This is a genomic window from Streptomyces sp. GSL17-111 (assembly GCF_037911585.1).
Taxonomy (GTDB): domain Bacteria; phylum Actinomycetota; class Actinomycetes; order Streptomycetales; family Streptomycetaceae; genus Streptomyces.
On sequence record NZ_JBAJNS010000001.1, the window covers coordinates 2,235,715 to 2,253,050 of the forward strand.

At 67.5% G+C, this 17,336-nt stretch carries 31 protein-coding genes; all 31 read right to left on the reverse strand.

Annotated features, from left to right (window positions below):
• Nucleotides 1-81: 81 nt before the first annotated feature.
• Complete coding sequence (gene rplQ / locus V6D49_RS09610; RefSeq protein WP_340558818.1) at nt 82-597, reverse strand: 50S ribosomal protein L17; 516 nt, start codon at nt 595-597, stop codon at nt 82-84.
• Between the two features lie 112 nt (nt 598-709).
• Nucleotides 710-1,732 carry a DNA-directed RNA polymerase subunit alpha gene (locus V6D49_RS09615; RefSeq protein WP_191209723.1) on the reverse strand — a complete coding sequence of 341 codons (1,023 nt, stop codon included), beginning with the start codon at nt 1,730-1,732 and terminating at the stop codon, nt 710-712.
• Nucleotides 1,733-1,878: 146 nt separating this feature from the next.
• The gene (gene rpsD / locus V6D49_RS09620; protein WP_191209724.1) at nt 1,879-2,505 is read right to left on the reverse strand and encodes a 30S ribosomal protein S4; all 627 of its coding nucleotides are present in this window, start codon (nt 2,503-2,505) and stop codon (nt 1,879-1,881) included.
• 26 nt (nt 2,506-2,531) lie between these two features.
• A complete protein-coding gene (gene rpsK, locus V6D49_RS09625) occupies nt 2,532-2,936 on the reverse strand; it encodes a 30S ribosomal protein S11 (protein WP_004571845.1) in 405 nt (134 codons plus the stop codon).
• A 65-nt stretch (nt 2,937-3,001) separates the two neighbouring features.
• Complete coding sequence (gene rpsM, locus V6D49_RS09630; protein ID WP_191209725.1) at nt 3,002-3,382, reverse strand: 30S ribosomal protein S13; 381 nt, start codon at nt 3,380-3,382, stop codon at nt 3,002-3,004.
• A 195-nt stretch (nt 3,383-3,577) separates the two neighbouring features.
• Nucleotides 3,578-3,691, reverse strand: a complete 114-nt coding sequence (rpmJ, locus tag V6D49_RS09635) for a 50S ribosomal protein L36 (RefSeq protein ID WP_003956441.1) — start codon at nt 3,689-3,691, stop codon at nt 3,578-3,580.
• 58 nt (nt 3,692-3,749) lie between these two features.
• Nucleotides 3,750-3,971 carry a translation initiation factor IF-1 gene (gene infA, locus V6D49_RS09640; RefSeq protein WP_003948620.1) on the reverse strand — a complete coding sequence of 74 codons (222 nt, stop codon included), beginning with the start codon at nt 3,969-3,971 and terminating at the stop codon, nt 3,750-3,752.
• Nucleotides 3,972-4,170: 199 nt separating this feature from the next.
• Nucleotides 4,171-5,016 carry a type I methionyl aminopeptidase gene (gene map, locus V6D49_RS09645; RefSeq protein ID WP_340558820.1) on the reverse strand — a complete coding sequence of 282 codons (846 nt, stop codon included), beginning with the start codon at nt 5,014-5,016 and terminating at the stop codon, nt 4,171-4,173.
• 202 nt (nt 5,017-5,218) lie between these two features.
• The gene (locus V6D49_RS09650; protein WP_340558822.1) at nt 5,219-5,872 is read right to left on the reverse strand and encodes an adenylate kinase; all 654 of its coding nucleotides are present in this window, start codon (nt 5,870-5,872) and stop codon (nt 5,219-5,221) included.
• Nucleotides 5,872-7,188, reverse strand: a complete 1,317-nt coding sequence (gene secY, locus V6D49_RS09655; protein ID WP_340558824.1) for a preprotein translocase subunit SecY — start codon at nt 7,186-7,188, stop codon at nt 5,872-5,874. The genes V6D49_RS09650 and secY overlap by 1 nt, the downstream gene beginning before the upstream one ends.
• Before the next feature lie 232 nt (nt 7,189-7,420).
• On the reverse strand, nt 7,421-7,882 hold the full coding sequence (rplO, locus tag V6D49_RS09660) for a 50S ribosomal protein L15 (RefSeq protein WP_340558826.1): 462 nt from the start codon (nt 7,880-7,882) through the stop codon (nt 7,421-7,423).
• A gap of 1 nt (nt 7,883) precedes the next feature.
• Nucleotides 7,884-8,066 (reverse strand): 50S ribosomal protein L30, encoded by a 183-nt coding sequence (rpmD, locus tag V6D49_RS09665; RefSeq protein ID WP_191209730.1) that lies wholly within the window; start codon nt 8,064-8,066, stop codon nt 7,884-7,886.
• Nucleotides 8,066-8,671 carry a 30S ribosomal protein S5 gene (gene rpsE, locus V6D49_RS09670; RefSeq protein ID WP_191209731.1) on the reverse strand — a complete coding sequence of 202 codons (606 nt, stop codon included), beginning with the start codon at nt 8,669-8,671 and terminating at the stop codon, nt 8,066-8,068. Before rpsE ends, rpmD begins: the two co-directional genes overlap by 1 nt.
• Nucleotides 8,672-8,714: 43 nt before the next feature.
• A complete protein-coding gene (gene rplR / locus V6D49_RS09675; RefSeq protein WP_340558828.1) occupies nt 8,715-9,098 on the reverse strand; it encodes a 50S ribosomal protein L18 in 384 nt (127 codons plus the stop codon).
• 3 nt (nt 9,099-9,101) lie between these two features.
• Nucleotides 9,102-9,641, reverse strand: coding sequence for a 50S ribosomal protein L6 (rplF, locus tag V6D49_RS09680; protein WP_191209733.1), 540 nt, complete (start codon nt 9,639-9,641; stop codon nt 9,102-9,104).
• Between the two features lie 23 nt (nt 9,642-9,664).
• Nucleotides 9,665-10,063: a 30S ribosomal protein S8 gene (gene rpsH, locus V6D49_RS09685; protein ID WP_191209734.1), complete on the reverse strand. Its 399-nt coding sequence runs from the start codon at nt 10,061-10,063 to the stop codon at nt 9,665-9,667.
• Between the two features lie 234 nt (nt 10,064-10,297).
• Nucleotides 10,298-10,483, reverse strand: coding sequence for a type Z 30S ribosomal protein S14 (locus V6D49_RS09690; RefSeq protein WP_059127180.1), 186 nt, complete (start codon nt 10,481-10,483; stop codon nt 10,298-10,300).
• Between the two features lies 1 nt (nt 10,484).
• Nucleotides 10,485-11,045 carry a 50S ribosomal protein L5 gene (rplE, locus tag V6D49_RS09695; protein ID WP_191209735.1) on the reverse strand — a complete coding sequence of 187 codons (561 nt, stop codon included), beginning with the start codon at nt 11,043-11,045 and terminating at the stop codon, nt 10,485-10,487.
• The gene (rplX, locus tag V6D49_RS09700; RefSeq protein WP_191209736.1) at nt 11,045-11,368 is read right to left on the reverse strand and encodes a 50S ribosomal protein L24; all 324 of its coding nucleotides are present in this window, start codon (nt 11,366-11,368) and stop codon (nt 11,045-11,047) included. The genes rplE and rplX overlap by 1 nt, the downstream gene beginning before the upstream one ends.
• A 2-nt stretch (nt 11,369-11,370) precedes the next feature.
• Nucleotides 11,371-11,739 (reverse strand): 50S ribosomal protein L14, encoded by a 369-nt coding sequence (rplN, locus tag V6D49_RS09705; protein ID WP_030174545.1) that lies wholly within the window; start codon nt 11,737-11,739, stop codon nt 11,371-11,373.
• Between the two features lie 98 nt (nt 11,740-11,837).
• Nucleotides 11,838-12,122 (reverse strand): 30S ribosomal protein S17, encoded by a 285-nt coding sequence (rpsQ, locus tag V6D49_RS09710; RefSeq protein ID WP_340558830.1) that lies wholly within the window; start codon nt 12,120-12,122, stop codon nt 11,838-11,840.
• The gene (gene rpmC / locus V6D49_RS09715; protein ID WP_191209738.1) at nt 12,122-12,346 is read right to left on the reverse strand and encodes a 50S ribosomal protein L29; all 225 of its coding nucleotides are present in this window, start codon (nt 12,344-12,346) and stop codon (nt 12,122-12,124) included. Before rpmC ends, rpsQ begins: the two co-directional genes overlap by 1 nt.
• On the reverse strand, nt 12,346-12,765 hold the full coding sequence (gene rplP, locus V6D49_RS09720) for a 50S ribosomal protein L16 (protein WP_191209739.1): 420 nt from the start codon (nt 12,763-12,765) through the stop codon (nt 12,346-12,348). Before rplP ends, rpmC begins: the two co-directional genes overlap by 1 nt.
• A 5-nt stretch (nt 12,766-12,770) precedes the next feature.
• Entirely contained in the window at nt 12,771-13,598 is an 828-nt protein-coding gene (rpsC, locus tag V6D49_RS09725; RefSeq protein WP_191209740.1) for a 30S ribosomal protein S3, read from the reverse strand.
• A complete protein-coding gene (gene rplV / locus V6D49_RS09730; protein WP_191209867.1) occupies nt 13,598-13,945 on the reverse strand; it encodes a 50S ribosomal protein L22 in 348 nt (115 codons plus the stop codon). Before rplV ends, rpsC begins: the two co-directional genes overlap by 1 nt.
• A gap of 43 nt (nt 13,946-13,988) precedes the next feature.
• Complete coding sequence (rpsS, locus tag V6D49_RS09735) at nt 13,989-14,270, reverse strand: 30S ribosomal protein S19 (RefSeq protein WP_340558832.1); 282 nt, start codon at nt 14,268-14,270, stop codon at nt 13,989-13,991.
• Between the two features lie 12 nt (nt 14,271-14,282).
• Complete coding sequence (gene rplB / locus V6D49_RS09740) at nt 14,283-15,119, reverse strand: 50S ribosomal protein L2 (protein WP_191209741.1); 837 nt, start codon at nt 15,117-15,119, stop codon at nt 14,283-14,285.
• A 51-nt stretch (nt 15,120-15,170) separates the two neighbouring features.
• Nucleotides 15,171-15,512 (reverse strand): 50S ribosomal protein L23, encoded by a 342-nt coding sequence (gene rplW, locus V6D49_RS09745; protein ID WP_340558834.1) that lies wholly within the window; start codon nt 15,510-15,512, stop codon nt 15,171-15,173.
• On the reverse strand, nt 15,512-16,186 hold the full coding sequence (gene rplD, locus V6D49_RS09750; RefSeq protein WP_340558836.1) for a 50S ribosomal protein L4: 675 nt from the start codon (nt 16,184-16,186) through the stop codon (nt 15,512-15,514). The genes rplW and rplD overlap by 1 nt, the downstream gene beginning before the upstream one ends.
• A 4-nt stretch (nt 16,187-16,190) precedes the next feature.
• Nucleotides 16,191-16,835: a 50S ribosomal protein L3 gene (rplC, locus tag V6D49_RS09755; protein WP_340558838.1), complete on the reverse strand. Its 645-nt coding sequence runs from the start codon at nt 16,833-16,835 to the stop codon at nt 16,191-16,193.
• A 14-nt stretch (nt 16,836-16,849) separates the two neighbouring features.
• A complete protein-coding gene (gene rpsJ, locus V6D49_RS09760; RefSeq protein ID WP_016473429.1) occupies nt 16,850-17,158 on the reverse strand; it encodes a 30S ribosomal protein S10 in 309 nt (102 codons plus the stop codon).
• Nucleotides 17,159-17,336: the final 178 nt, after the last annotated feature.

The window sequence follows — 17,336 nt, forward strand, 5'->3', positions numbered from 1 at the left end:
CCTTCGGCAGCCCCGCCCGGTACGCGGACGGGCCCGCCCCCGGTGAGGGAGCGGGCCCGCGAGCACACCGGGCGGTGGTGCTCAGGCGTCCTTGGACTCCTCGGCGGCCTCGGCCGACTCCTCGGCCGGGGCCTCGGTGTCGTCGGCCTTCTTGAGGTCCGCGGCCTTCTCGCCCTCGGCGTCCTTCGCGGAACGCTTCGTGGCGGCCTCGGCCTCACCGACAGCGGTCTGCTGCACGGTCAGGGCCTCCACCAGCTCGATGACCGCCATGGGCGCGTTGTCGCCGCGACGGTTGCCGATCTTGGTGATCCGGGTGTAGCCACCCGGGCGGTTCTCGTAGCGCGGGCCGATCTCGGTGAAGAGGGTGTGCACGACGGACTTGTCCAGGACCGTGCGCATGACCTGGCGACGGTTGTGCAGGTCGCCCTTCTTCGCCTTGGTGATCAGACGCTCCGCGACCGGACGCAGGCGGCGGGCCTTCGCCTCGGTGGTGGTGATGCGGCCGTGCTCGAAGAGGGCCGTGGCGAGGTTCCCCAGCATGGCCTTCTGGTGCGCGGCGCTGCCGCCCAGACGGGCACCCTTGGTGGGCTTCGGCATCGTGTTTCTCCTTGGTGTCTGCACCGGCCGTATCAGGTACCGGTGTCAGGGTCCGCACGGGCTCGTGCCCGCGCGGAACCCGGGGCCCGCCCGCTGGACGGGCCCCGGACGATCAGTACTGCTCGGTCTCGACGAAGCCCTGGTCGGCGTCGTCGTCCGCGCCGTAGGCGTCGGCGGCGGCGGTCGGGTCGAACCCGGGCGGGCTGTCCTTGAGCGCCAGGCCCATGCCGTGCAGCTTGGCCTTGACCTCGTCGATGGACTTCGCGCCGAAGTTGCGGATGTCCAGCAGGTCCGCCTCGGAGCGGGCCACGAGCTCGCCCACCGAGTGGATGCCCTCGCGCTTGAGGCAGTTGTAGGAGCGGACCGTCAGCTCCAGCTCCTCGATCGGCAGCGCCAGGTCGGCGGCCAGGGCGGCGTCCGTCGGCGACGGGCCCATGTCGATGCCCTCGGCGTCGACGTTGAGCTCGCGGGCCAGGCCGAACAGCTCGACCAGCGTCTTACCGGCGGAGGCGACGGCGTCACGCGGACGCATCGACTCCTTCGTCTCGACGTCGACGATCAGCTTGTCGAAGTCGGTGCGCTGCTCGACACGGGTCGCCTCGACCTTGTAGGTGACCTTGAGCACCGGGCTGTAGATGGAGTCGACCGGGATACGGCCGATCTCCTGGCCCGCCTGCTTGTTCTGCACGGCGGAGACGTAGCCGCGGCCGCGCTCGACCGTCAGCTCCATCTCCAGCTTGCCCTTGCCGTTGAGCGTGGCGAGGACGAGGTCGGGGTTGTGCACCTCGACACCGGCCGGCGGCGCGATGTCGGCGGCGGTGACCAGACCCGGGCCCTGCTTGCGCAGGTACATCACGACCGGCTCGTCGTGCTCGGAGGAGACGACGAGCTGCTTGATGTTGAGGATCAGGTCGGTGACGTCCTCCTTGACGCCCGGCACGGTGGTGAACTCGTGCAGGACGCCGTCGATCCGGATGCTGGTGACGGCCGCACCGGGGATCGAGGAGAGGAGCGTACGACGCAGGGAGTTACCGAGGGTGTAGCCGAAGCCCGGCTCCAGCGGCTCGATCACGAACCGGGAACGGAACTCGTCGACGACCTCTTCGGTCAGGGAAGGGCGCTGAGCGATCAGCATGGGGATGTGCCTCCAGTCTTCGGCAACCGCTATTTGATGCCGGACTCCCCGGACGGCCCACCGGCCGTCCGGGCTCTACCGCAAGGGTACGGGCGGCCCGGGGTGATGCACCCGCGGACCGCCCGCCCCGTGTGAGCAGGACCCGATTACTTCGAGTACAGCTCGACGATCAGCTGCTCCTGCACCTGGGTGTCGATCACCTGGCGCTCGGGCATGCTGTGCACGAGGATCCGCAGCTTGGAGGGGATGACCTCCAGCCACGCCGGGACGGTCTTGTCCCCGGCCTCGGCCTGCGCCACCTGGAACGGCGTCATGTTCCGGGAGGACTCGCGGACCTCGATGATGTCGCTCGGGGAGACCCGGGCGGAGGGGATGTCCGTCTTGCGGCCGTTCACGAGGATGTGGCCGTGACGGACGAGCTGACGGGCGTGGTCGCGGGACTTGGCGTAGCCGGCCCGGTACACGACGTTGTCCAGCCGGGTCTCGAGGATGCGCAGCAGGTTCTCACCGGTCTTGCCGGACTTCCTGTTGGCCTCGTTGTAGTAGCCCCGGAACTGCTTCTCGAGGACACCGTAGATCCGCGCGCACTTCTGCTTCTCACGCTTCTGCAGCAGGTACTCGCTGTCCTTGGTGCGCCCGCGTCCGTGCTCACCCGGGGGGTAAGGACGGATCTCGATCGGGCACTTCGCGCTCTCGCACTTAGCTCCCTTGAGGAAGAGCTTCTGCTTCTCCCGACGGCAACGCTTGCAGTCGGCCCCGGTGTAACGCGCCATAGTCTCTTGTCTCCTACTTCAGCTGGTCAGACGCGGCGACGCTTGGGCGGGCGGCAGCCGTTGTGCGGGGTGGGGGTGACGTCCTGGATCGAGCCGACCTCCAGGCCGGTGGCCTGGAGCGAACGGATCGCGGTCTCACGGCCGGAGCCGGGACCCTTCACGAAGACGTCCACCTTCCGCATGCCGTGCTCCTGCGCGCGACGGGCGGCCGACTCGGCGGCCATCTGCGCGGCGAACGGCGTCGACTTGCGCGAACCCTTGAAGCCCACGTGCCCGGCCGAGGCCCAGGAGATCACGTTGCCGGTGGGGTCGGTGATGGAAACGATGGTGTTGTTGAACGTGCTCTTGATGTGAGCGTGCCCGTGGGCGACGTTCTTCTTCTCCTTGCGGCGCACCTTCTTGGCGCCCGCAGTACGGCCCTTCGGAGGCATATAGATTTACTCCCGTGGAGGTGGTCGGTCCTGCAGCTCGGACCGCTTGTAGCGTCCGGTGCGGACTACTTCTTGCCCGGCTTCTTCTTGCCGGCGATGGCGCGACGCGGGCCCTTGCGGGTGCGGGCGTTGGTCTTGGTGCGCTGACCGCGGACCGGCAGGCCGCGGCGGTGCCGCAGACCCTGGTAGTTGCCGATCTCGACCTTGCGGCGGATGTCGGCCTGGATCTCGCGACGGAGGTCACCCTCGGTCTGGATGTTGGCCTCAACGTACTCGCGGAGCTTGACCAGCTCCTCCTCGGTGAGGTCCCGGACGCGGGTGTCCGGGTTCACGCCGGTGGCGGAGAGGGTCTCGCGGGACCGGGTACGGCCGATGCCGAAGACATAGGTGAGGGCGACCTCCACCCGCTTGTCGCGCGGGAGGTCAACGCCTTCGAGGCGTGCCATGGATGTGGCTCCTGAATGTTCACGGAGGTCTTCCGCAGCACCGTTCCCGTACGGCTCCCGAGGGGGCCTACGAGCCGGGTCCCCGGCCTCCGGACCGGGGGTGTCGTCCCCACACGTGACGTGGGGGGTCGGGTGACTGCGTATCTACGTGTGCTCGCGTCGCGCGAAGTACTGCGAGGTGCGGGTCGTGCTGCGTCAGCCCTGGCGCTGCTTGTGGCGCAGGTTGTCGCAGATGACCATGACCCGGCCGTGACGGCGGATCACCTTGCACTTGTCGCAGATCTTCTTGACGCTCGGCTTGACCTTCATGGGATTGAGGTTCTCCGGGTCTGGCCAGCACCTCACGGGAGCGAGGTGAGGGCTCGATCTACTTGTAGCGGTAGACGATCCGTCCACGCGTCAGGTCGTAGGGAGACAGCTCCACCACGACCCGGTCGTCAGGAAGGATACGGATGTAGTGCATCCGCATCTTGCCGCTGATGTGCGCGAGGACCTGGTGACCGTTCTGGAGCTCCACCTTGAACATGGCGTTCGGCAGGGACTCGACAACGGTGCCCTCGATTTCGATGGCCCCTTGTTTTTTGGCCATACTTGAGGTTTTCACCTTCCGGGATCGGCTACCTGGACCGGCCCGGGCATAGGGGTACACCGGGACCGACGAGCCAGTCTACGCCAGGGTGGCCCGGAGAACGAAATCGGGGCGATCGCGTAAGCCTTCCCACTCGGCCACACGCTCACACGTCCGCCCCGGACGACGGCCGGAGGCGTGTGCGGGAGGCCGCCGCCCCTCAGCCGAGCGGGTCGGGGGCCGCCGTGACGCCGTACTCGGCCAGCTTCGCCTTGCCGCCGTCCACCGCCGTCAGCACCAGCGGACCCTTCTCCGTCAGCGCGACGGAGTGCTCCCAGTGGCTGGACCACGAACCGTCGTCCGTCTCCACCGTCCACTCGTCCTCCAGGACGTGGGTGCGCGGCGTGCCCAGCGAGAGCATCGGCTCGATCGCCAGACACATGCCCGTCACCAGCTTGGGATTGTGCCGCCCGATCAGCCGCCGCCGGTCGACGTAGTTCAGCAGGTGCGGGTCCATGTGCATCTGGCTGCCGATGCCGTGGCCGCCGTAGTCCTCGATGATCCCGTACTTCCCCGACGCCGGGCGGGGCTGCCGCTTCACGTAGCCCTCCACCGCCCGGGAGATCTCCACCAGCCGCGATCCCCGCCGGAACGCGGCGATCCCCGCCCACAGGGACTCCTCCGTCACCCGGCTCAGCTCGTGCAGCTCGGGCGCGTGCCCCTCCCCGACGAACACGGTGATCGCCGCGTCGCCGTGCCAGCCGTCCACGATGGCTCCGGCATCGATCGAGATGATGTCGCCCGGGTTGAGCACCGTCTCGCGGTCCGGGATGCCGTGGACGACGACCTGGTTCACCGAGGTGCAGATGTTGCCGGGGAAGCCGCCGTAGCCGAGGAAGTTCGGCTTCGCCCCGTGCTCGGCGAGCACCTTCGCGGCGACCTCGTCCAGATCCTTCGTGGTGGCGCCGGGCACCGCGGCCTCCGCGCACGCGCGGTGCATGGCGGCGACCACCAGCCCCGCCTCACGCATCTTCGCGATCTGCTCCGGGGTCTTGATCTCCACCATGACGGCTGGGCCTTTCTGCGTCCGACGAAGGCGCGGCCCGTGTCCGGCCGACGCCCCCTCCACCATACGGCCTGGAAAATCCACCCGACCCCGCGCGCGCTGGTCCGCTACGAGCTGCCCGGCTGACGCACCGCCCCGAGAACGCCGAAGGCCGCCACCCCGTAGGGGGCGGCGGCCTTCACGGCACGATGGCGCGGCGGGGCTACGCCTTCTCCGGCAGCGCGGCGAGCGCGCGCTGCGTGACGTCGGCGACGGCGCCCAGTGCCGACAGCGTCGTCACCAGGCCCTGCGCCTTGTAGTAGTCGATGATCGGCTCGGTCTCGCTGTGGTAGACCTCCAGCCGCTTGCGCACCGTGTCCTCACGGTCGTCGTCCCGCTGGTACAGCTCACCACCGCACACGTCGCACACGCCCTCCGCCTTCGGCGGGGTGTAGTCGACGTGGAAGATGTGGCTGCTGTCCTGGCGGCACATGCGGCGGCCGGCGATGCGCCGGACCACCTCGTCCTCGGGGACCTCCAGGTCCAGCACGGAGTCCAGCGCCAGGCCGACGTCCGTGAGGATGCCGTCCAGCGCCTCGGCCTGCGCGAGGTTGCGCGGGAAACCGTCCAGCAGGAAGCCACTCGCGGCGTCCGGCTGCTCCATGCGGTCCTTGGCCATGCCGATGGTGATCTCGTCCGGCACCAGCTCGCCCTTGCGCATGAAGTCCTGCGCGCGGCGACCCAGCTCCGTGCCCTGGCTGATGTTGGCACGGAAGAGGTCACCGGTGGAGATGTGCGGAATGCCGAGATTCTTGGCGAGCAACGCGGCCTGCGTGCCCTTGCCCGCACCAGGCGGCCCGACGAGGAGGATACGCATCAGCGGAGGAACCCTTCGTAGTTGCGCTGCTGGAGCTGGCTCTCGATCTGCTTGACCGTCTCCAGGCCGACACCCACGATGATCAGGATGCTGGTACCGCCGAACGGGAAGTTCTCGTTCGCACCGAAACCTGCCAGCGCCACGGTGGGCACGAGGGCGATCAGACCGAGGTAGATCGACCCGGGCCACGTGATGCGGTTCAGCACGTAGCTCAAGTACTCCGCCGTGGGGCGTCCGGCCCGGATACCCGGGATGAAGCCACCATACTTCTTCATGTTGTCTGCAACTTCTTCGGGGTTGAAGGAGATGGCGACGTAGAAGAAGGCGAAGAAGACGATGAGCAAGAAGTACGTTACGACGTAAATCGGGGCACCCTGGCTCGTGAAGTTGTTCCGAACCCAGTCGGCCCAGCCCGCCTGCGACCCGCTGAACTGAACGATCAGCGCCGGGATGTAGAGCAGCGACGAGGCGAAGATGACAGGAATCACACCTGCCTGGTTCACCTTGAGCGGGATGTAGGTGGACGTTCCGCCGTAGGAACGGCGGCCGATCATGCGCTTCGCGTACTGCACGGGGATGCGGCGCTGGGCCTGCTCGACGAAGACCACGAGGCCCACCATCGCGAGGCCGACCACCACGACGGTGCCGAACTCGATCCAGCCGTCCGCGAGGTCACCCTGCTGCTTGATGGCCCACAGCGCGCCGGGGAAGCCGGCCGCGATGGAGATGAACATCAGGATGGACATGCCGTTGCCGATACCGCGGTCGGTGACGAGCTCACCGAGCCACATGATCAGGGCGGTGCCGGCGGTCATGGTGACGACCATGCTGATGGTCGTGTACACCGAGTCGTCGGGGACGATCTGGTCGCCCACGGGGCAGCCCTGGAAGAGGGAGCCGCTGCGTGCGGTCGCGACGAGACCGGTGGCCTGCAGCACCGCCAGCGCCACGGTGAGGTAGCGGGTGTACTGGGTGATCTTCGCCTGGCCTGCCTGGCCCTCCTTCTTCAGGGCCTCCAGCCGCGGGATCACCACCACGAGGAGCTGCAGGATGATGCTCGCCGTGATGTACGGCATGATCCCGAGAGCGAAGATGGTGACCTGCAACAGTGCGCCACCGCTGAACATGTTCACCAGGCCGAGCAGGCCGGCGTCGCCGCTCTGCTGGTTGTCCAGGCAGAACTGGACGTTCTGATAGCTGATCCCCGGGACGGGGACCTGGGCCCCGAGCCGGTAGAGCACCACGATGCCCAGCGTGAACAGCAGCTTCTTGCGCAGGTCGGGCGTCTTGAAAGCCCGGGTGAACGCGCTGAGCACGGTACCTCCTGCGGCTCTCGCACGATGTGCGCGAGAGGTGACGGTCTGGGTAATGACGGATACGACGGTCGAGAACTGGTCGATCACTGTGCCGACGCCCAACGGGTGGCTGCGCGCAGGCGGACAGTGCCGCTCACCTTACCGGCGAGAAGCCCGCCCTAGGAACGACCAAACGACCAACCGGGGATGCCCGTTCCTTGGGCATCCCCGGTTGGTGTTGCTGTCATCGTGCTCAGACGAGCTCGGTGACGGAGCCGCCGGCGGCGGTGATCTTCTCCTTGGCGGAGCCGGAGACCTTGTCCACGGTCACCGTCAGCGCCACGGAGACCTCGCCGCTGCCGAGCACCTTGACGAGGTTGTTCTTGCGCACGGCACCCTTGGCGACCAGGTCGGCCACGGTGACCTCGCCACCCTCGGGGTAGAGGGCGGCGAGCTTGTCCAGGTTGACGACCTGGTACTCGGTGCGGAACGGGTTCTTGAAGCCCTTGAGCTTGGGCAGCCGCATGTGCAGCGGCATCTGCCCACCCTCGAAGCGCTCCGGGACCTGGTAGCGGGCCTTGGTGCCCTTGGTGCCACGACCCGCCGTCTTGCCCTTCGACGCCTCACCACGACCGACGCGGGTCTTGGTGGTCTTGGCGCCCGGGGCGGGACGGAGGTTGTGGACCTTCAGCGGCTTCTCTTCCTGAGCAGCCATCTCAGTCGACCTCCTCGACCGTCACCAGGTGACGCACGGTGTGCACCATGCCGCGCACCTCGGGACGGTCAGCCTTGACGACCACGTCGTTGACACGCTTGAGACCGAGGGTCCGCAGCGTCTCACGGTGGTTCTGCTTCGTACCGATCACGGAACGGGTCTGAACGATCTTCAGCTGAGCCATTACGCGCTCACCCCGGCACGGGCCCGCAGCAGGGCGGCGGGCGCGACGTCCTCGAGCGGCAGGCCACGACGGGCGGCGATCTCCTCGGGGCGCTGCAGGCCCCGCAGAGCGGCCACCGTGGCGTGCACGATGTTGATCGGGTTGGACGAGCCGAGGGACTTGCTCAGCACGTCGTGGATGCCCGCGCACTCCAGCACGGCACGCACCGGGCCACCGGCGATCACACCGGTACCGGGGGAAGCCGGCTTGAGCAGCACGACACCGGCCGCCTCCTCACCCTGGATGGGGTGCGGAATGGTGCCCTGGATGCGGGGGACCTTGAAGAAGTGCTTCTTGGCCTCCTCAACGCCCTTGGCGATGGCGGCCGGCACCTCCTTGGCCTTGCCGTATCCGACGCCCACGGTGCCGTCACCGTCGCCCACCACGACCAGCGCGGTGAAGCTGAAGCGACGACCACCCTTCACAACCTTGGCGACGCGGTTGATCGCGACGACGCGCTCGACGTACGCGGTCTTGTCGGCAGCAGCGCCGCCGTCCCGCCGGTCCTTACGGTCCCGCCGCTCGCCGCCACCGGCGCCGCCACCGCGGCGCTGGGGTCCAGCCATTGGAATTACCTCTCTCGTTGATCCGCTGTGCGTAGGGACCGGCTCAGAACCTGAGCCCGGCCTCGCGGGCGGCGTCGGCCAGGGCGGCGATGCGCCCGGCGTACTTGTTGCCGCCGCGGTCGAAGACGACGGCCTCCACGCCGGCGGCCTTCGCGCGCTCGGCGACCAGTGCGCCGACCTGCTTGGCCTGGGCGCTCTTGTCACCCTCGGCGCCACGGACGGAGCTGTCCATCGAGGACGCCGAGGCCAGCGTGTGGCCCTGGATGTCGTCGATGACCTGCGCCACCATGTGGCGGTTGGACCGCGTCACCACGAGACGCGGACGCTCGGCGGTGCCGGAGACCTTCTTCCGGACGCGGATGTGACGCCGCTTGATGGCGGCGCGCTTGTAGGCGTCGCCCTTGGCGATCTTCACGCCGAATGCCATGGCTTACTTACCAGCCTTTCCGACCTTGCGGCGGATGACTTCGCCCTCGTACTTGACGCCCTTGGCCTTGTACGGGTCGGGCTTGCGCAGCTTGCGGATGTTGGCCGCGACCTCGCCCACCTTCTGCTTGTCGATGCCCTCGACCGAGAAGCGGGTCGGGGTCTCGACCTTGAAGGTGATGCCCTCGGGCGCCTCGACCAGCACCGGGTGGCTGAAGCCGAGGGAGAACTCCAGGTTGGAGCCCTTCGCCTGGACGCGGTAACCGACACCGCTGATTTCGAGCTTCTTGACGTAGCCCTCGGTCACGCCAGTGATCATGTTCGCCACCAGCGTGCGGGACAGGCCGTGCAGGGCCTTGTTCCGGCTCTCGTCGTTCGGGCGGGTGACGACTACGGCGCCGTCCTCACCCTTGGCGACCTCGATGGGGGCGGCGACGGTGTGCGCGAGGGAGCCCTTGGGGCCCTTCACGCTGACCGCGCGGCCATCGATGGTGACGTCCACACCGGCGGGAACCGTGATGGGGAGCTTGCCGATTCGCGACATGGCTTTTCCTCCGTTCCCTTCCGTTACCAGACGTAGGCGAGGACTTCCCCGCCCACGCCCTTCTTGCCGGCCTGCTTGTCGGTGAGGAGCCCGTGCGACGTGGAGATGATCGCCACGCCCAGGCCGCCGAGCACCTTCGGCAGGTTGGTGGACTTTGCGTAGACCCGAAGGCCCGGCTTCGAGATCCGCTTGATGCCGGCGATCGAGCGCTCGCGGTTGGGGCCGAACTTCAGCTCCAGGACGAGGCTCTTGCCCACGGGGGCGTCCTCGACCTTCCAGCCGGTGATGTAGCCCTCCTGCTGGAGGATCTCCGCGATGTGCGACTTGATCTTGCTGTGCGGCATCTCGACGGTGTCGTGGTACGCCGAGTTCGCGTTCCGCAGACGTGTGAGCATGTCTGCGATCGGATCGGTCATGGTCATGTGATGGCCTTCGGCCTCTCTCGCCGGGGTTTCCTGTCTGCTCCATCCCTCTCCCCACTCGGTGGCGGGACGGGTGCGGTGCGGGGACCTACGGCGTAGTAAGCGTCTTTAGCGGGCTTCGCCCGCGGGCGGTCCTGGGCGGCGGACGCCCAACCCCACAAGCTTACGGCATGGGGGGCGGGCCTCCGCCGTCCAGTTGCTTACCGAGAGTCCTGGTGGTCCGCGGGTGCGGGGTTACCAGGAGCTCTTGGTCACGCCCGGCAGCTCGCCGCGGTGCGCCATCTCGCGAAGGCACACACGGCACAGGCCGAACTTGCGGTAGACGGAGTGCGGACGGCCGCAGCGCTGGCAGCGGGTGTACGAACGCACACCGAACTTCGGCTTGCGGGCGGCCTTGGCGATCAGAGCCTTCTTCGCCATGTCAGTTCTCCTTGAACGGGAAGCCGAGGTGACGCAGCAGGGCGCGGCCCTCTTCGTCGTTGGTCGCCGTGGTGACCACGGTGATGTCCATGCCCCGGACCCGGTCGATCTTGTCCTGGTCGATCTCGTGGAACATGACCTGCTCCGTGAGACCGAAGGTGTAGTTCCCGCGTCCGTCGAACTGCTTCGGGGACAGACCGCGGAAGTCGCGGATGCGCGGCAGCGCGAGCGACAGCAGGCGGTCCAGGAACTCCCACATCCGGTCGCCACGCATGGTCACGTGGGCACCGATCGGCTGGCCCTCGCGCAGCTTGAACTGCGCGATGGACTTACGGGCCTTGGTCACGGCCGGCTTCTGGCCGGTGATCGTGGCGAGGTCGCGGATGGCGCCCTCGATCAGCTTGGAGTCGCGGGCGGCGTCGCCCACACCCATGTTGACCACGATCTTGGTGAGGCCGGGGATCTGCATGACGTTCTCGTACTGGAACTCGTCACGCAGCTTGCCCGCGATCTCCTCGCGGTAGCGCTGCTTGAGGCGCGGTGCGTTGGTGGTGGCAGTCATCAGATGTCCTCACCGGTCCGCTTGGCAACGCGGATCTTGTTGCCGTCCTCGTCGAAGCGGTATCCGACGCGCGTCACGACCTTCTCGCCGTCCTTCTCCACGACGAGCTGAACGTTGCTCACGTGGACGGGGGCCTCGGTCGTCACGATGCCGCCGGTCTTCGAACCGCGAGCGGTCTGGCCGGCCTTCGTGTGCTTCTTGACCCGGTTGACACCCTCGACCAGGACGCGGTCCTCGCGGGGGTAGGCCTGGATGACCTTGCCCTGCTTGCCCTTGTCCTTGCCGGTGATGACCTGAACCAGGTCGCCCTTCTTGATCTTCATGCTCACAGCACCTCCGGCGCGAGCGAGATGATCTTCATGAACTTCTTCTCGCGCAGTTCACGGCCCACCGGGCCGAAGATTCGGGTGCCGCGGGGGTCACCGTCACCCTTGAGGATGACAGCGGCGTTCTCGTCGAAGCGGATGTACGAGCCGTCGGGACGACGGCGCTCCTTGACGGTGCGCACGATGACGGCCTTGACGACGTCACCCTTCTTCACGTTGCCACCGGGGATCGCGTCCTTGACGGTGGCGACGATGACGTCCCCGATACCCGCGTAGCGGCGACCCGAGCCACCGAGCACACGGATGCAAAGGATCTCCTTCGCACCAGTGTTGTCGGCGACACGCAGTCGCGACTCCTGCTGGATCACGTCTATCTCCTGATCGTCTGCCGGTTCCCGGTGGGGAGTTCAGTGCGAACTCCCCACCGAGCCTGGCGGAACTTTCCGGAAGGCGAATGCCTTACGGGTTACTTGGCCTTCTCGAGGATCTCGACGACGCGCCAGCGCTTCGTCGCGGACAGCGGCCGGGTCTCCATGAGGAGGACGCGGTCGCCGACACCCGCGGCGTTCTGCTCGTCGTGCGCCTTGAGCTTGCTGGTACGGCGGATGACCTTGCCGTACAGCGCGTGCTTGACGCGGTCCTCGACGGCGACGACGACGGTCTTGTCCATCTTGTCGCTGACGACCAGACCCTCACGGGTCTTGCGGAAGCCGCGCTGCTCGTTCTTCTCAGTCACATTCGTCTCGCTCATCAGGCGCTCTCCACCGTCTCGATGCCGAGCTCGCGCTCGCGCATCAGGGTGTAGATCCGGGCGATGTCCTTGCGGACGGCCTTCAGCCGGCTGTTGTTCTCCAGCTGACCGGTCGCCGCCTGGAAGCGGAGCTTGAACAGCTCCTCCTTGGCCTCGCGCAGCTTCCCAACGAGTTCCTCGTTGTTCAGCTCACGCAGCTCGCTGGCCTTGGTACCGGCCGACATCACGCGTCACCTGCCTCGCGCCGCACGATCCGGCACTTCATCGGAAGCTTGTGAGCAGCGCGAGTGAGCGCCTCACGAGCAATCTTCTCGTTCGGGTAGGACAGCTCGAACATCACCCGACCGGGCTTGACGTTCGCGATCCACCACTCCGGCGAACCCTTACCGGAACCCATGCGGGTCTCGGCGGGCTTCTTGGTGAGCGGACGGTCCGGGTAGATGTTGATCCAGACCTTGCCGCCACGCTTGATGTGACGCGTCATGGCGATACGAGCTGCCTCGATCTGCCGGTTCGTCACGTACGCGGCGGTGACCGCCTGGATGCCGAACTCGCCGAAGGCGACCTCGGTGCCACCCTTGGCCATACCCGAGCGCTTGGGGTGGTGCTGCTTGCGGTGCTTGACCCTGCGCGGGATCAGCATGGCGGTCAGGCCTCCTGTCCGGTGCTCTCAGCCGGAGCGGCGGCGGCGGGCGCCTCGGCCTTGGGGGCCTCGGCGGCAGCCTGCTGCTGCTGCGGCTTGCGGCCACGACGCTCGCCGCCACCGCCACCCCGGCGCGGACGGTCGCTGCCGCCGCGGGAGGGACGGTTACCGGCGCGCGCGGCGGCGTTCTCGGCGCGGACCTCGGCGATGTTCTTCACGTCGCCCTTGTAGATCCACACCTTGACGCCGATGCGGCCGAAGGTGGTCTTGGCCTCGAAGAAGCCGTAGTCGACATTCGCGCGGAGCGTGTGCAGGGGCACACGGCCCTCGCGGTAGAACTCCGAGCGGGACATCTCGGCGCCGCCGAGACGACCGCCGCACTGGATCTTGATGCCCTTGGCGCCGGCCTTCATCGTCGACTGCATGCTCTTGCGCATGGCGCGACGGAAGGAGACGCGGGAGGACAGCTGCTCGGCGACGGCCTGGGCCACCAGCTGAGCGTCCAGCTCCGGGTTCTTCACCTCGAGGATGTTGAACTGGATCTGCTTGCCGGTCAGCTTCTCGAGCCGGCCGCGGATCCGCTCCGCCTCGGCGCCGCGGCGGCCGATGACGATGCCCGGACGGGCGGTGTGCACGTCGACGCGCACACGGTCGCGGGTGCGCTCGATCTCCACCTTGGAGATGCCGGCCCGCTCCATGCCCTGCGTGAGCAGGCGGCGGATCTCGACGTCTTCCTTGATGTAGTCCTTGTACAGCTTGTCGGCGTACCACCGGGACTTGAAGTCCGTGGTGATGCCGAGCCGGAACCCGTGCGGGTTAACCTTCTGGCCCATTACCGGGTTCCTTCCTTGCTGCCGACGACCACCGTGATGTGGCTGGTCCGCTTGCGAATCCGGTACGCGCGGCCCTGGGCGCGCGGACGGAAACGCTTCAGGGTCGGGCCCTCGTCGACGTAAGCCTCCTTCACGAACAGGGTGCTCACGTCGGTGTGGTCGTAGTTGTGCGCGGCGTTGGCAATGGCGCTGTCGAGCACCTTGCCCACCGGCACACTCGCGGCCTGCGGGGCGAAACGCAGGACCGCCTGGGCCTCCGTGGCGTTCATGCCACGGACGAGGTCCACCACCCGGCGGGCCTTCATGGGCGTGACGCGCACATAGCGCGCCTGGGCCCTGGCTTCCATGGTTGTCCCTTCGGTGTCAGTCATAGTCGTTGCACCCAGCCGATCAGCGACGACGCGACTTGCGATCGTCCTTCACGTGGCCGCGGAAGGTGCGGGTCGGCGCGAACTCGCCGAGCTTGTGGCCGACCATCGACTCGGTGACGAACACCGGGACGTGCTTGCGGCCGTCGTGCACCGCGATCGTGTGGCCCAGCATGGCCGGGACGATCATGGAGCGGCGGGACCAGGTCTTGATGACGTTCTTGGAACCGGCTTCGTTCTGCGTGTCCACCTTCTTGATCAGGTGGTCGTCGACGAAGGGCCCCTTCTTGAGACTGCGCGGCATCTAAACCCGCTCCTAGCGCTTCTTGTTCGTCTTGCGGCGGCGGACGATGTACTTGTTGCTGGCCTTCTTCGGCGAGCGAGTACGTCCTTCCTTCTGACCCCAGGGCGACACCGGGTGGCGTCCACCCGAGGTCCGGCCCTCACCACCACCGTGCGGGTGGTCGATCGGGTTCATCACGACGCCGCGGACGGTCGGGCGAACGCCCAGCCAGCGCTTGCGGCCCGCCTTGCCCCAGTTGATGTTCGACTGCTCGGCGTTGCCGACCTCGCCGACGGTGGCGCGGCAGCGGACGTCGACCAGCCGGATCTCGCCGGACGGCATGCGCAGGTGGGCCATGGAGCCCTCACGCGCGAGCAGCTGCACGGCGGCACCCGCGGAGCGGGCGAACTTCGCGCCGCCGCCGGGCCGCAGCTCGATGGCGTGGATGGTCGTACCCACCGGGATGTTGCGCAGCGGCAGGTTGTTGCCCGGCTTGATGTCGGCCCCGGGACCGTTCTCGACGCGGTCGCCCTGCTGGATGCCGCGCGGCGCGAGGATGTAGCGCTTCTCGCCGTCGGCGTAGTGCAGCAGCGCGATGCGCGCGGTGCGGTTCGGGTCGTACTCGATGTGCGCGACCTTGGCCGGCACGCCGTCCTTGTCGTGACGACGGAAGTCGATCACTCGGTAGGCGCGCTTGTGGCCACCGCCCTGGTGGCGAACGGTCACACGACCGGCGTTGTTACGGCCGCCCTTGCTGTGCAGCGGGCGGACCAGCGACTTCTCCGGCGTGGACCGCGTGATCTCGACGAAGTCGGCGACGCTGGCGCCACGACGGCCAGGAGTCGTCGGCTTGTACTTGCGGATACCCATTTCTCAGTCCTCGTCCAAAATCGGACAGCTATTGGACAGTCCACGTCTCCGTTAGGAGACCGGCCCGCCGAAGATGTCGATACGGTCGCCCTCGGCGAGGGTCACGATGGCGCGCTTGGTGTCGGCGCGCTTGCCGTAACCGGTGCGGGTGCGCTTGCGCTTGCCCTGCCGGTTGATCGTGTTCACACCGGTGACCTTGACCGAGAAGACCGCCTCGACGGCCTGCTTGATCTGGGTCTTGTTGGCCCGCGGGTCGACGATGAACGTGTACTTGTTCTCGTCGAGCAGCGCGTAGCTCTTCTCCGAGACCACGGGCTTGAGCAGGATGTCACGGGGGTCCGTGAACGTGCTGCTCGTGATCTCGGTGACCGCGGTGGCGGTTGCCTCGCTCATCAGGCGTCGCTCCCTTCGAGCTCAACCTCACTCGCGACGGCCTTGCCGGCCTCGGCGGGCCCGGCGACGAAGGAGTCGTAGGCAGCCTTGGTGAAGACCACGTCGTCGGAGACGAGCACGTCGTACGTGTTCAGCTGGCCCGGCTCCAGGATGTGCACCTGGGGCAGGTTGCGGGCGGACAGCCACGCGGCCTCGTCGGCCCGCTCGGCGACCAGGAGCACGCTCTTGCGCTCGCTGATCCTGCCGAAGAGGGTCTTGGCGGCCTTGGTGGAGACCTCGCCCTCGACCACGCCGGAGACGACGTGGACGCGGTTGTGGCGGGCCCGGTCGGAGAGGGCGCCACGCAGGGCGGCGGCCTTCATCTTCTTCGGGGTCCGCTGCGAGTAGTCACGCGGCACGGGACCGTGCACGACGCCACCACCGGCGAACTGCGGAGCGCGGGTCGAACCCTGACGCGCGCGGCCGGTGCCCTTCTGGCGGTACGGCTTCTTGCCACCGCCGCGGACCTCGCCACGGGTCTTGGTCTTGTGCGTGCCCTGGCGGGCAGCGGCCAGCTGGGCGACGACGACCTGGTGGATCAGCGGGATGCTGACCTTCGCGTCGAAGATCTCCGCGGGGAGCTCGACGGTCCCGGCCTTGTCGCCTGCCGGCGAAAGGATGTCAATGGTGCTCATTACCTCAGGCCCCCTTGGCCGCAGTACGGACCAGGACGAGGCCGCCGTTCGGACCGGGGACGGCGCCCTTGATGAGCAGCAGTCCCTTCTCCGCGTCAACGGCGTGGACGGTCAGGTTCTGGGTGGTGACCCGCTCGTTGCCCATGCGGCCCGCCATCTTCATTCCCTTGAAGACGCGGCCGGGGGTGGCGCAGCCACCGATGGAGCCCGGCTTGCGGTGCACGCGGTGCGCACCGTGCGAAGCCTTGCCGCCGTGGAAGCCGTGGCGCTTCATGACACCGGCGGTGCCCTTGCCCTTGGACTTACCGGTCACGTCCACCTTGACGCCGGACTCGAACACCTCGGCGGTGATCTCCTGGCCCAGGGTGTACTCGGACGCGTCCTCGGTACGGAGCTCGACCAGGTGGCGCCGGGGCGTCACGTCGGCCTTGGCGAAGTGGCCCTTGAGGGGCTTGTTCACCTTGCGCGGGTCGATCTCGCCGAAGGCGATCTGGACGGCGCCGTAGCCGTCACGGTCTCCGGAGCGCACCTGGGTCACGACGCAGGGGCCGGCCTTGACCACGGTCACCGGGACGACACGGTTGTTCTCGTCCCAGACCTGGGTCATGCCGAGCTTCTCGCCCAGGAGGCCCTTGATCTGCTTAGCCATCTTCAGCGCACCCCTCAGAGCTTGATCTCGATGTCAACGCCGGCCGGGAGGTCCAGGCGCATCAGCGAGTCAACGGTCTTGGGCGTCGGGTCGAGGATGTCGATCAGACGCTTGTGGGTACGCATCTCGAAGTGCTCGCGCGAGTCCTTGTACTTGTGCGGCGACTTGATGACGCAGTACACGTTCTTCTCAGTGGGCAGCGGCACCGGGCCCGCGACCGACGCACCAGTGCGGGTCACCGTCTCGACGATCTTCTTCGCCGAGTTGTCGATGACCTCGTGGTCGTAGGCCTTGAGCCGGATGCGGATCTTCTGTCCCGCCATGGCTACTTCGTAGTCCTGTCTCTCGTAAACGCTCTGGACCCGGCGGTTCCACCCTCACGTCCGACCCACGCGGTCGGGCGTGTCGCATCCCCTCTCGTACTTCTCCGCAGGAGCAGCCCTGCGAGGGGAAGGAACCGGGGGGAAGAAACCCACCGGGTGCCTGGTTAAAAGCCCCTCC

What these genes read in the sequence shown, in the direction of transcription:
- rplO (WP_340558826.1), bottom strand. Translation starts at nt 7,882, where the DNA reads ATGGCTGCTCAGGAAGAGAAGCCGCTGAAGGTCCACAACCTCCGTCCC.
- rpmC (WP_191209738.1), bottom strand. Translation starts at nt 12,346, where the DNA reads ATGTCGGCCGGTACCAAGGCCAGCGAGCTGCGTGAGCTGAACAACGAG.
- rpsS (WP_340558832.1), bottom strand. Translation starts at nt 14,270, where the DNA reads ATGCCGCGCAGTCTCAAGAAGGGGCCCTTCGTCGACGACCACCTGATC.
- rpmJ (WP_003956441.1), bottom strand. Translation starts at nt 3,691, where the DNA reads ATGAAGGTCAAGCCGAGCGTCAAGAAGATCTGCGACAAGTGCAAGGTG.
- V6D49_RS09615 (WP_191209723.1), bottom strand. Translation starts at nt 1,732, where the DNA reads ATGCTGATCGCTCAGCGCCCTTCCCTGACCGAAGAGGTCGTCGACGAG.
- rplP (WP_191209739.1), bottom strand. Translation starts at nt 12,765, where the DNA reads ATGCTGATCCCGCGCAGGGTCAAGCACCGCAAGCAGCACCACCCCAAG.
- rpsE (WP_191209731.1), bottom strand. Translation starts at nt 8,671, where the DNA reads ATGGCTGGACCCCAGCGCCGCGGTGGCGGCGCCGGTGGCGGCGAGCGG.
- V6D49_RS09650 (WP_340558822.1), bottom strand. Translation starts at nt 5,872, where the DNA reads ATGCGTATCCTCCTCGTCGGGCCGCCTGGTGCGGGCAAGGGCACGCAG.
- rplW (WP_340558834.1), bottom strand. Translation starts at nt 15,512, where the DNA reads ATGAGCGAGGCAACCGCCACCGCGGTCACCGAGATCACGAGCAGCACG.
- rplD (WP_340558836.1), bottom strand. Translation starts at nt 16,186, where the DNA reads ATGAGCACCATTGACATCCTTTCGCCGGCAGGCGACAAGGCCGGGACC.
- rplV (WP_191209867.1), bottom strand. Translation starts at nt 13,945, where the DNA reads ATGGAAGCCAGGGCCCAGGCGCGCTATGTGCGCGTCACGCCCATGAAG.
- rplQ (WP_340558818.1), bottom strand. Translation starts at nt 597, where the DNA reads ATGCCGAAGCCCACCAAGGGTGCCCGTCTGGGCGGCAGCGCCGCGCAC.
- rpsC (WP_191209740.1), bottom strand. Translation starts at nt 13,598, where the DNA reads ATGGGCCAGAAGGTTAACCCGCACGGGTTCCGGCTCGGCATCACCACG.
- rpsQ (WP_340558830.1), bottom strand. Translation starts at nt 12,122, where the DNA reads ATGAGCGAGACGAATGTGACTGAGAAGAACGAGCAGCGCGGCTTCCGC.
- rpsD (WP_191209724.1), bottom strand. Translation starts at nt 2,505, where the DNA reads ATGGCGCGTTACACCGGGGCCGACTGCAAGCGTTGCCGTCGGGAGAAG.
- map (WP_340558820.1), bottom strand. Translation starts at nt 5,016, where the DNA reads ATGGTGGAGATCAAGACCCCGGAGCAGATCGCGAAGATGCGTGAGGCG.
- rpmD (WP_191209730.1), bottom strand. Translation starts at nt 8,066, where the DNA reads ATGGCTCAGCTGAAGATCGTTCAGACCCGTTCCGTGATCGGTACGAAG.
- rpsH (WP_191209734.1), bottom strand. Translation starts at nt 10,063, where the DNA reads ATGACCATGACCGATCCGATCGCAGACATGCTCACACGTCTGCGGAAC.
- rplB (WP_191209741.1), bottom strand. Translation starts at nt 15,119, where the DNA reads ATGGGTATCCGCAAGTACAAGCCGACGACTCCTGGCCGTCGTGGCGCC.
- rplC (WP_340558838.1), bottom strand. Translation starts at nt 16,835, where the DNA reads ATGGCTAAGCAGATCAAGGGCCTCCTGGGCGAGAAGCTCGGCATGACC.
- rpsK (WP_004571845.1), bottom strand. Translation starts at nt 2,936, where the DNA reads ATGCCTCCGAAGGGCCGTACTGCGGGCGCCAAGAAGGTGCGCCGCAAG.
- rpsJ (WP_016473429.1), bottom strand. Translation starts at nt 17,158, where the DNA reads ATGGCGGGACAGAAGATCCGCATCCGGCTCAAGGCCTACGACCACGAG.
- rplF (WP_191209733.1), bottom strand. Translation starts at nt 9,641, where the DNA reads ATGTCGCGAATCGGCAAGCTCCCCATCACGGTTCCCGCCGGTGTGGAC.
- rpsM (WP_191209725.1), bottom strand. Translation starts at nt 3,382, where the DNA reads ATGGCACGCCTCGAAGGCGTTGACCTCCCGCGCGACAAGCGGGTGGAG.
- rplE (WP_191209735.1), bottom strand. Translation starts at nt 11,045, where the DNA reads ATGACTGCCACCACCAACGCACCGCGCCTCAAGCAGCGCTACCGCGAG.
- rplX (WP_191209736.1), bottom strand. Translation starts at nt 11,368, where the DNA reads ATGAAGATCAAGAAGGGCGACCTGGTTCAGGTCATCACCGGCAAGGAC.
- V6D49_RS09690 (WP_059127180.1), bottom strand. Translation starts at nt 10,483, where the DNA reads ATGGCGAAGAAGGCTCTGATCGCCAAGGCCGCCCGCAAGCCGAAGTTC.
- infA (WP_003948620.1), bottom strand. Translation starts at nt 3,971, where the DNA reads ATGGCCAAAAAACAAGGGGCCATCGAAATCGAGGGCACCGTTGTCGAG.
- rplR (WP_340558828.1), bottom strand. Translation starts at nt 9,098, where the DNA reads ATGGCATTCGGCGTGAAGATCGCCAAGGGCGACGCCTACAAGCGCGCC.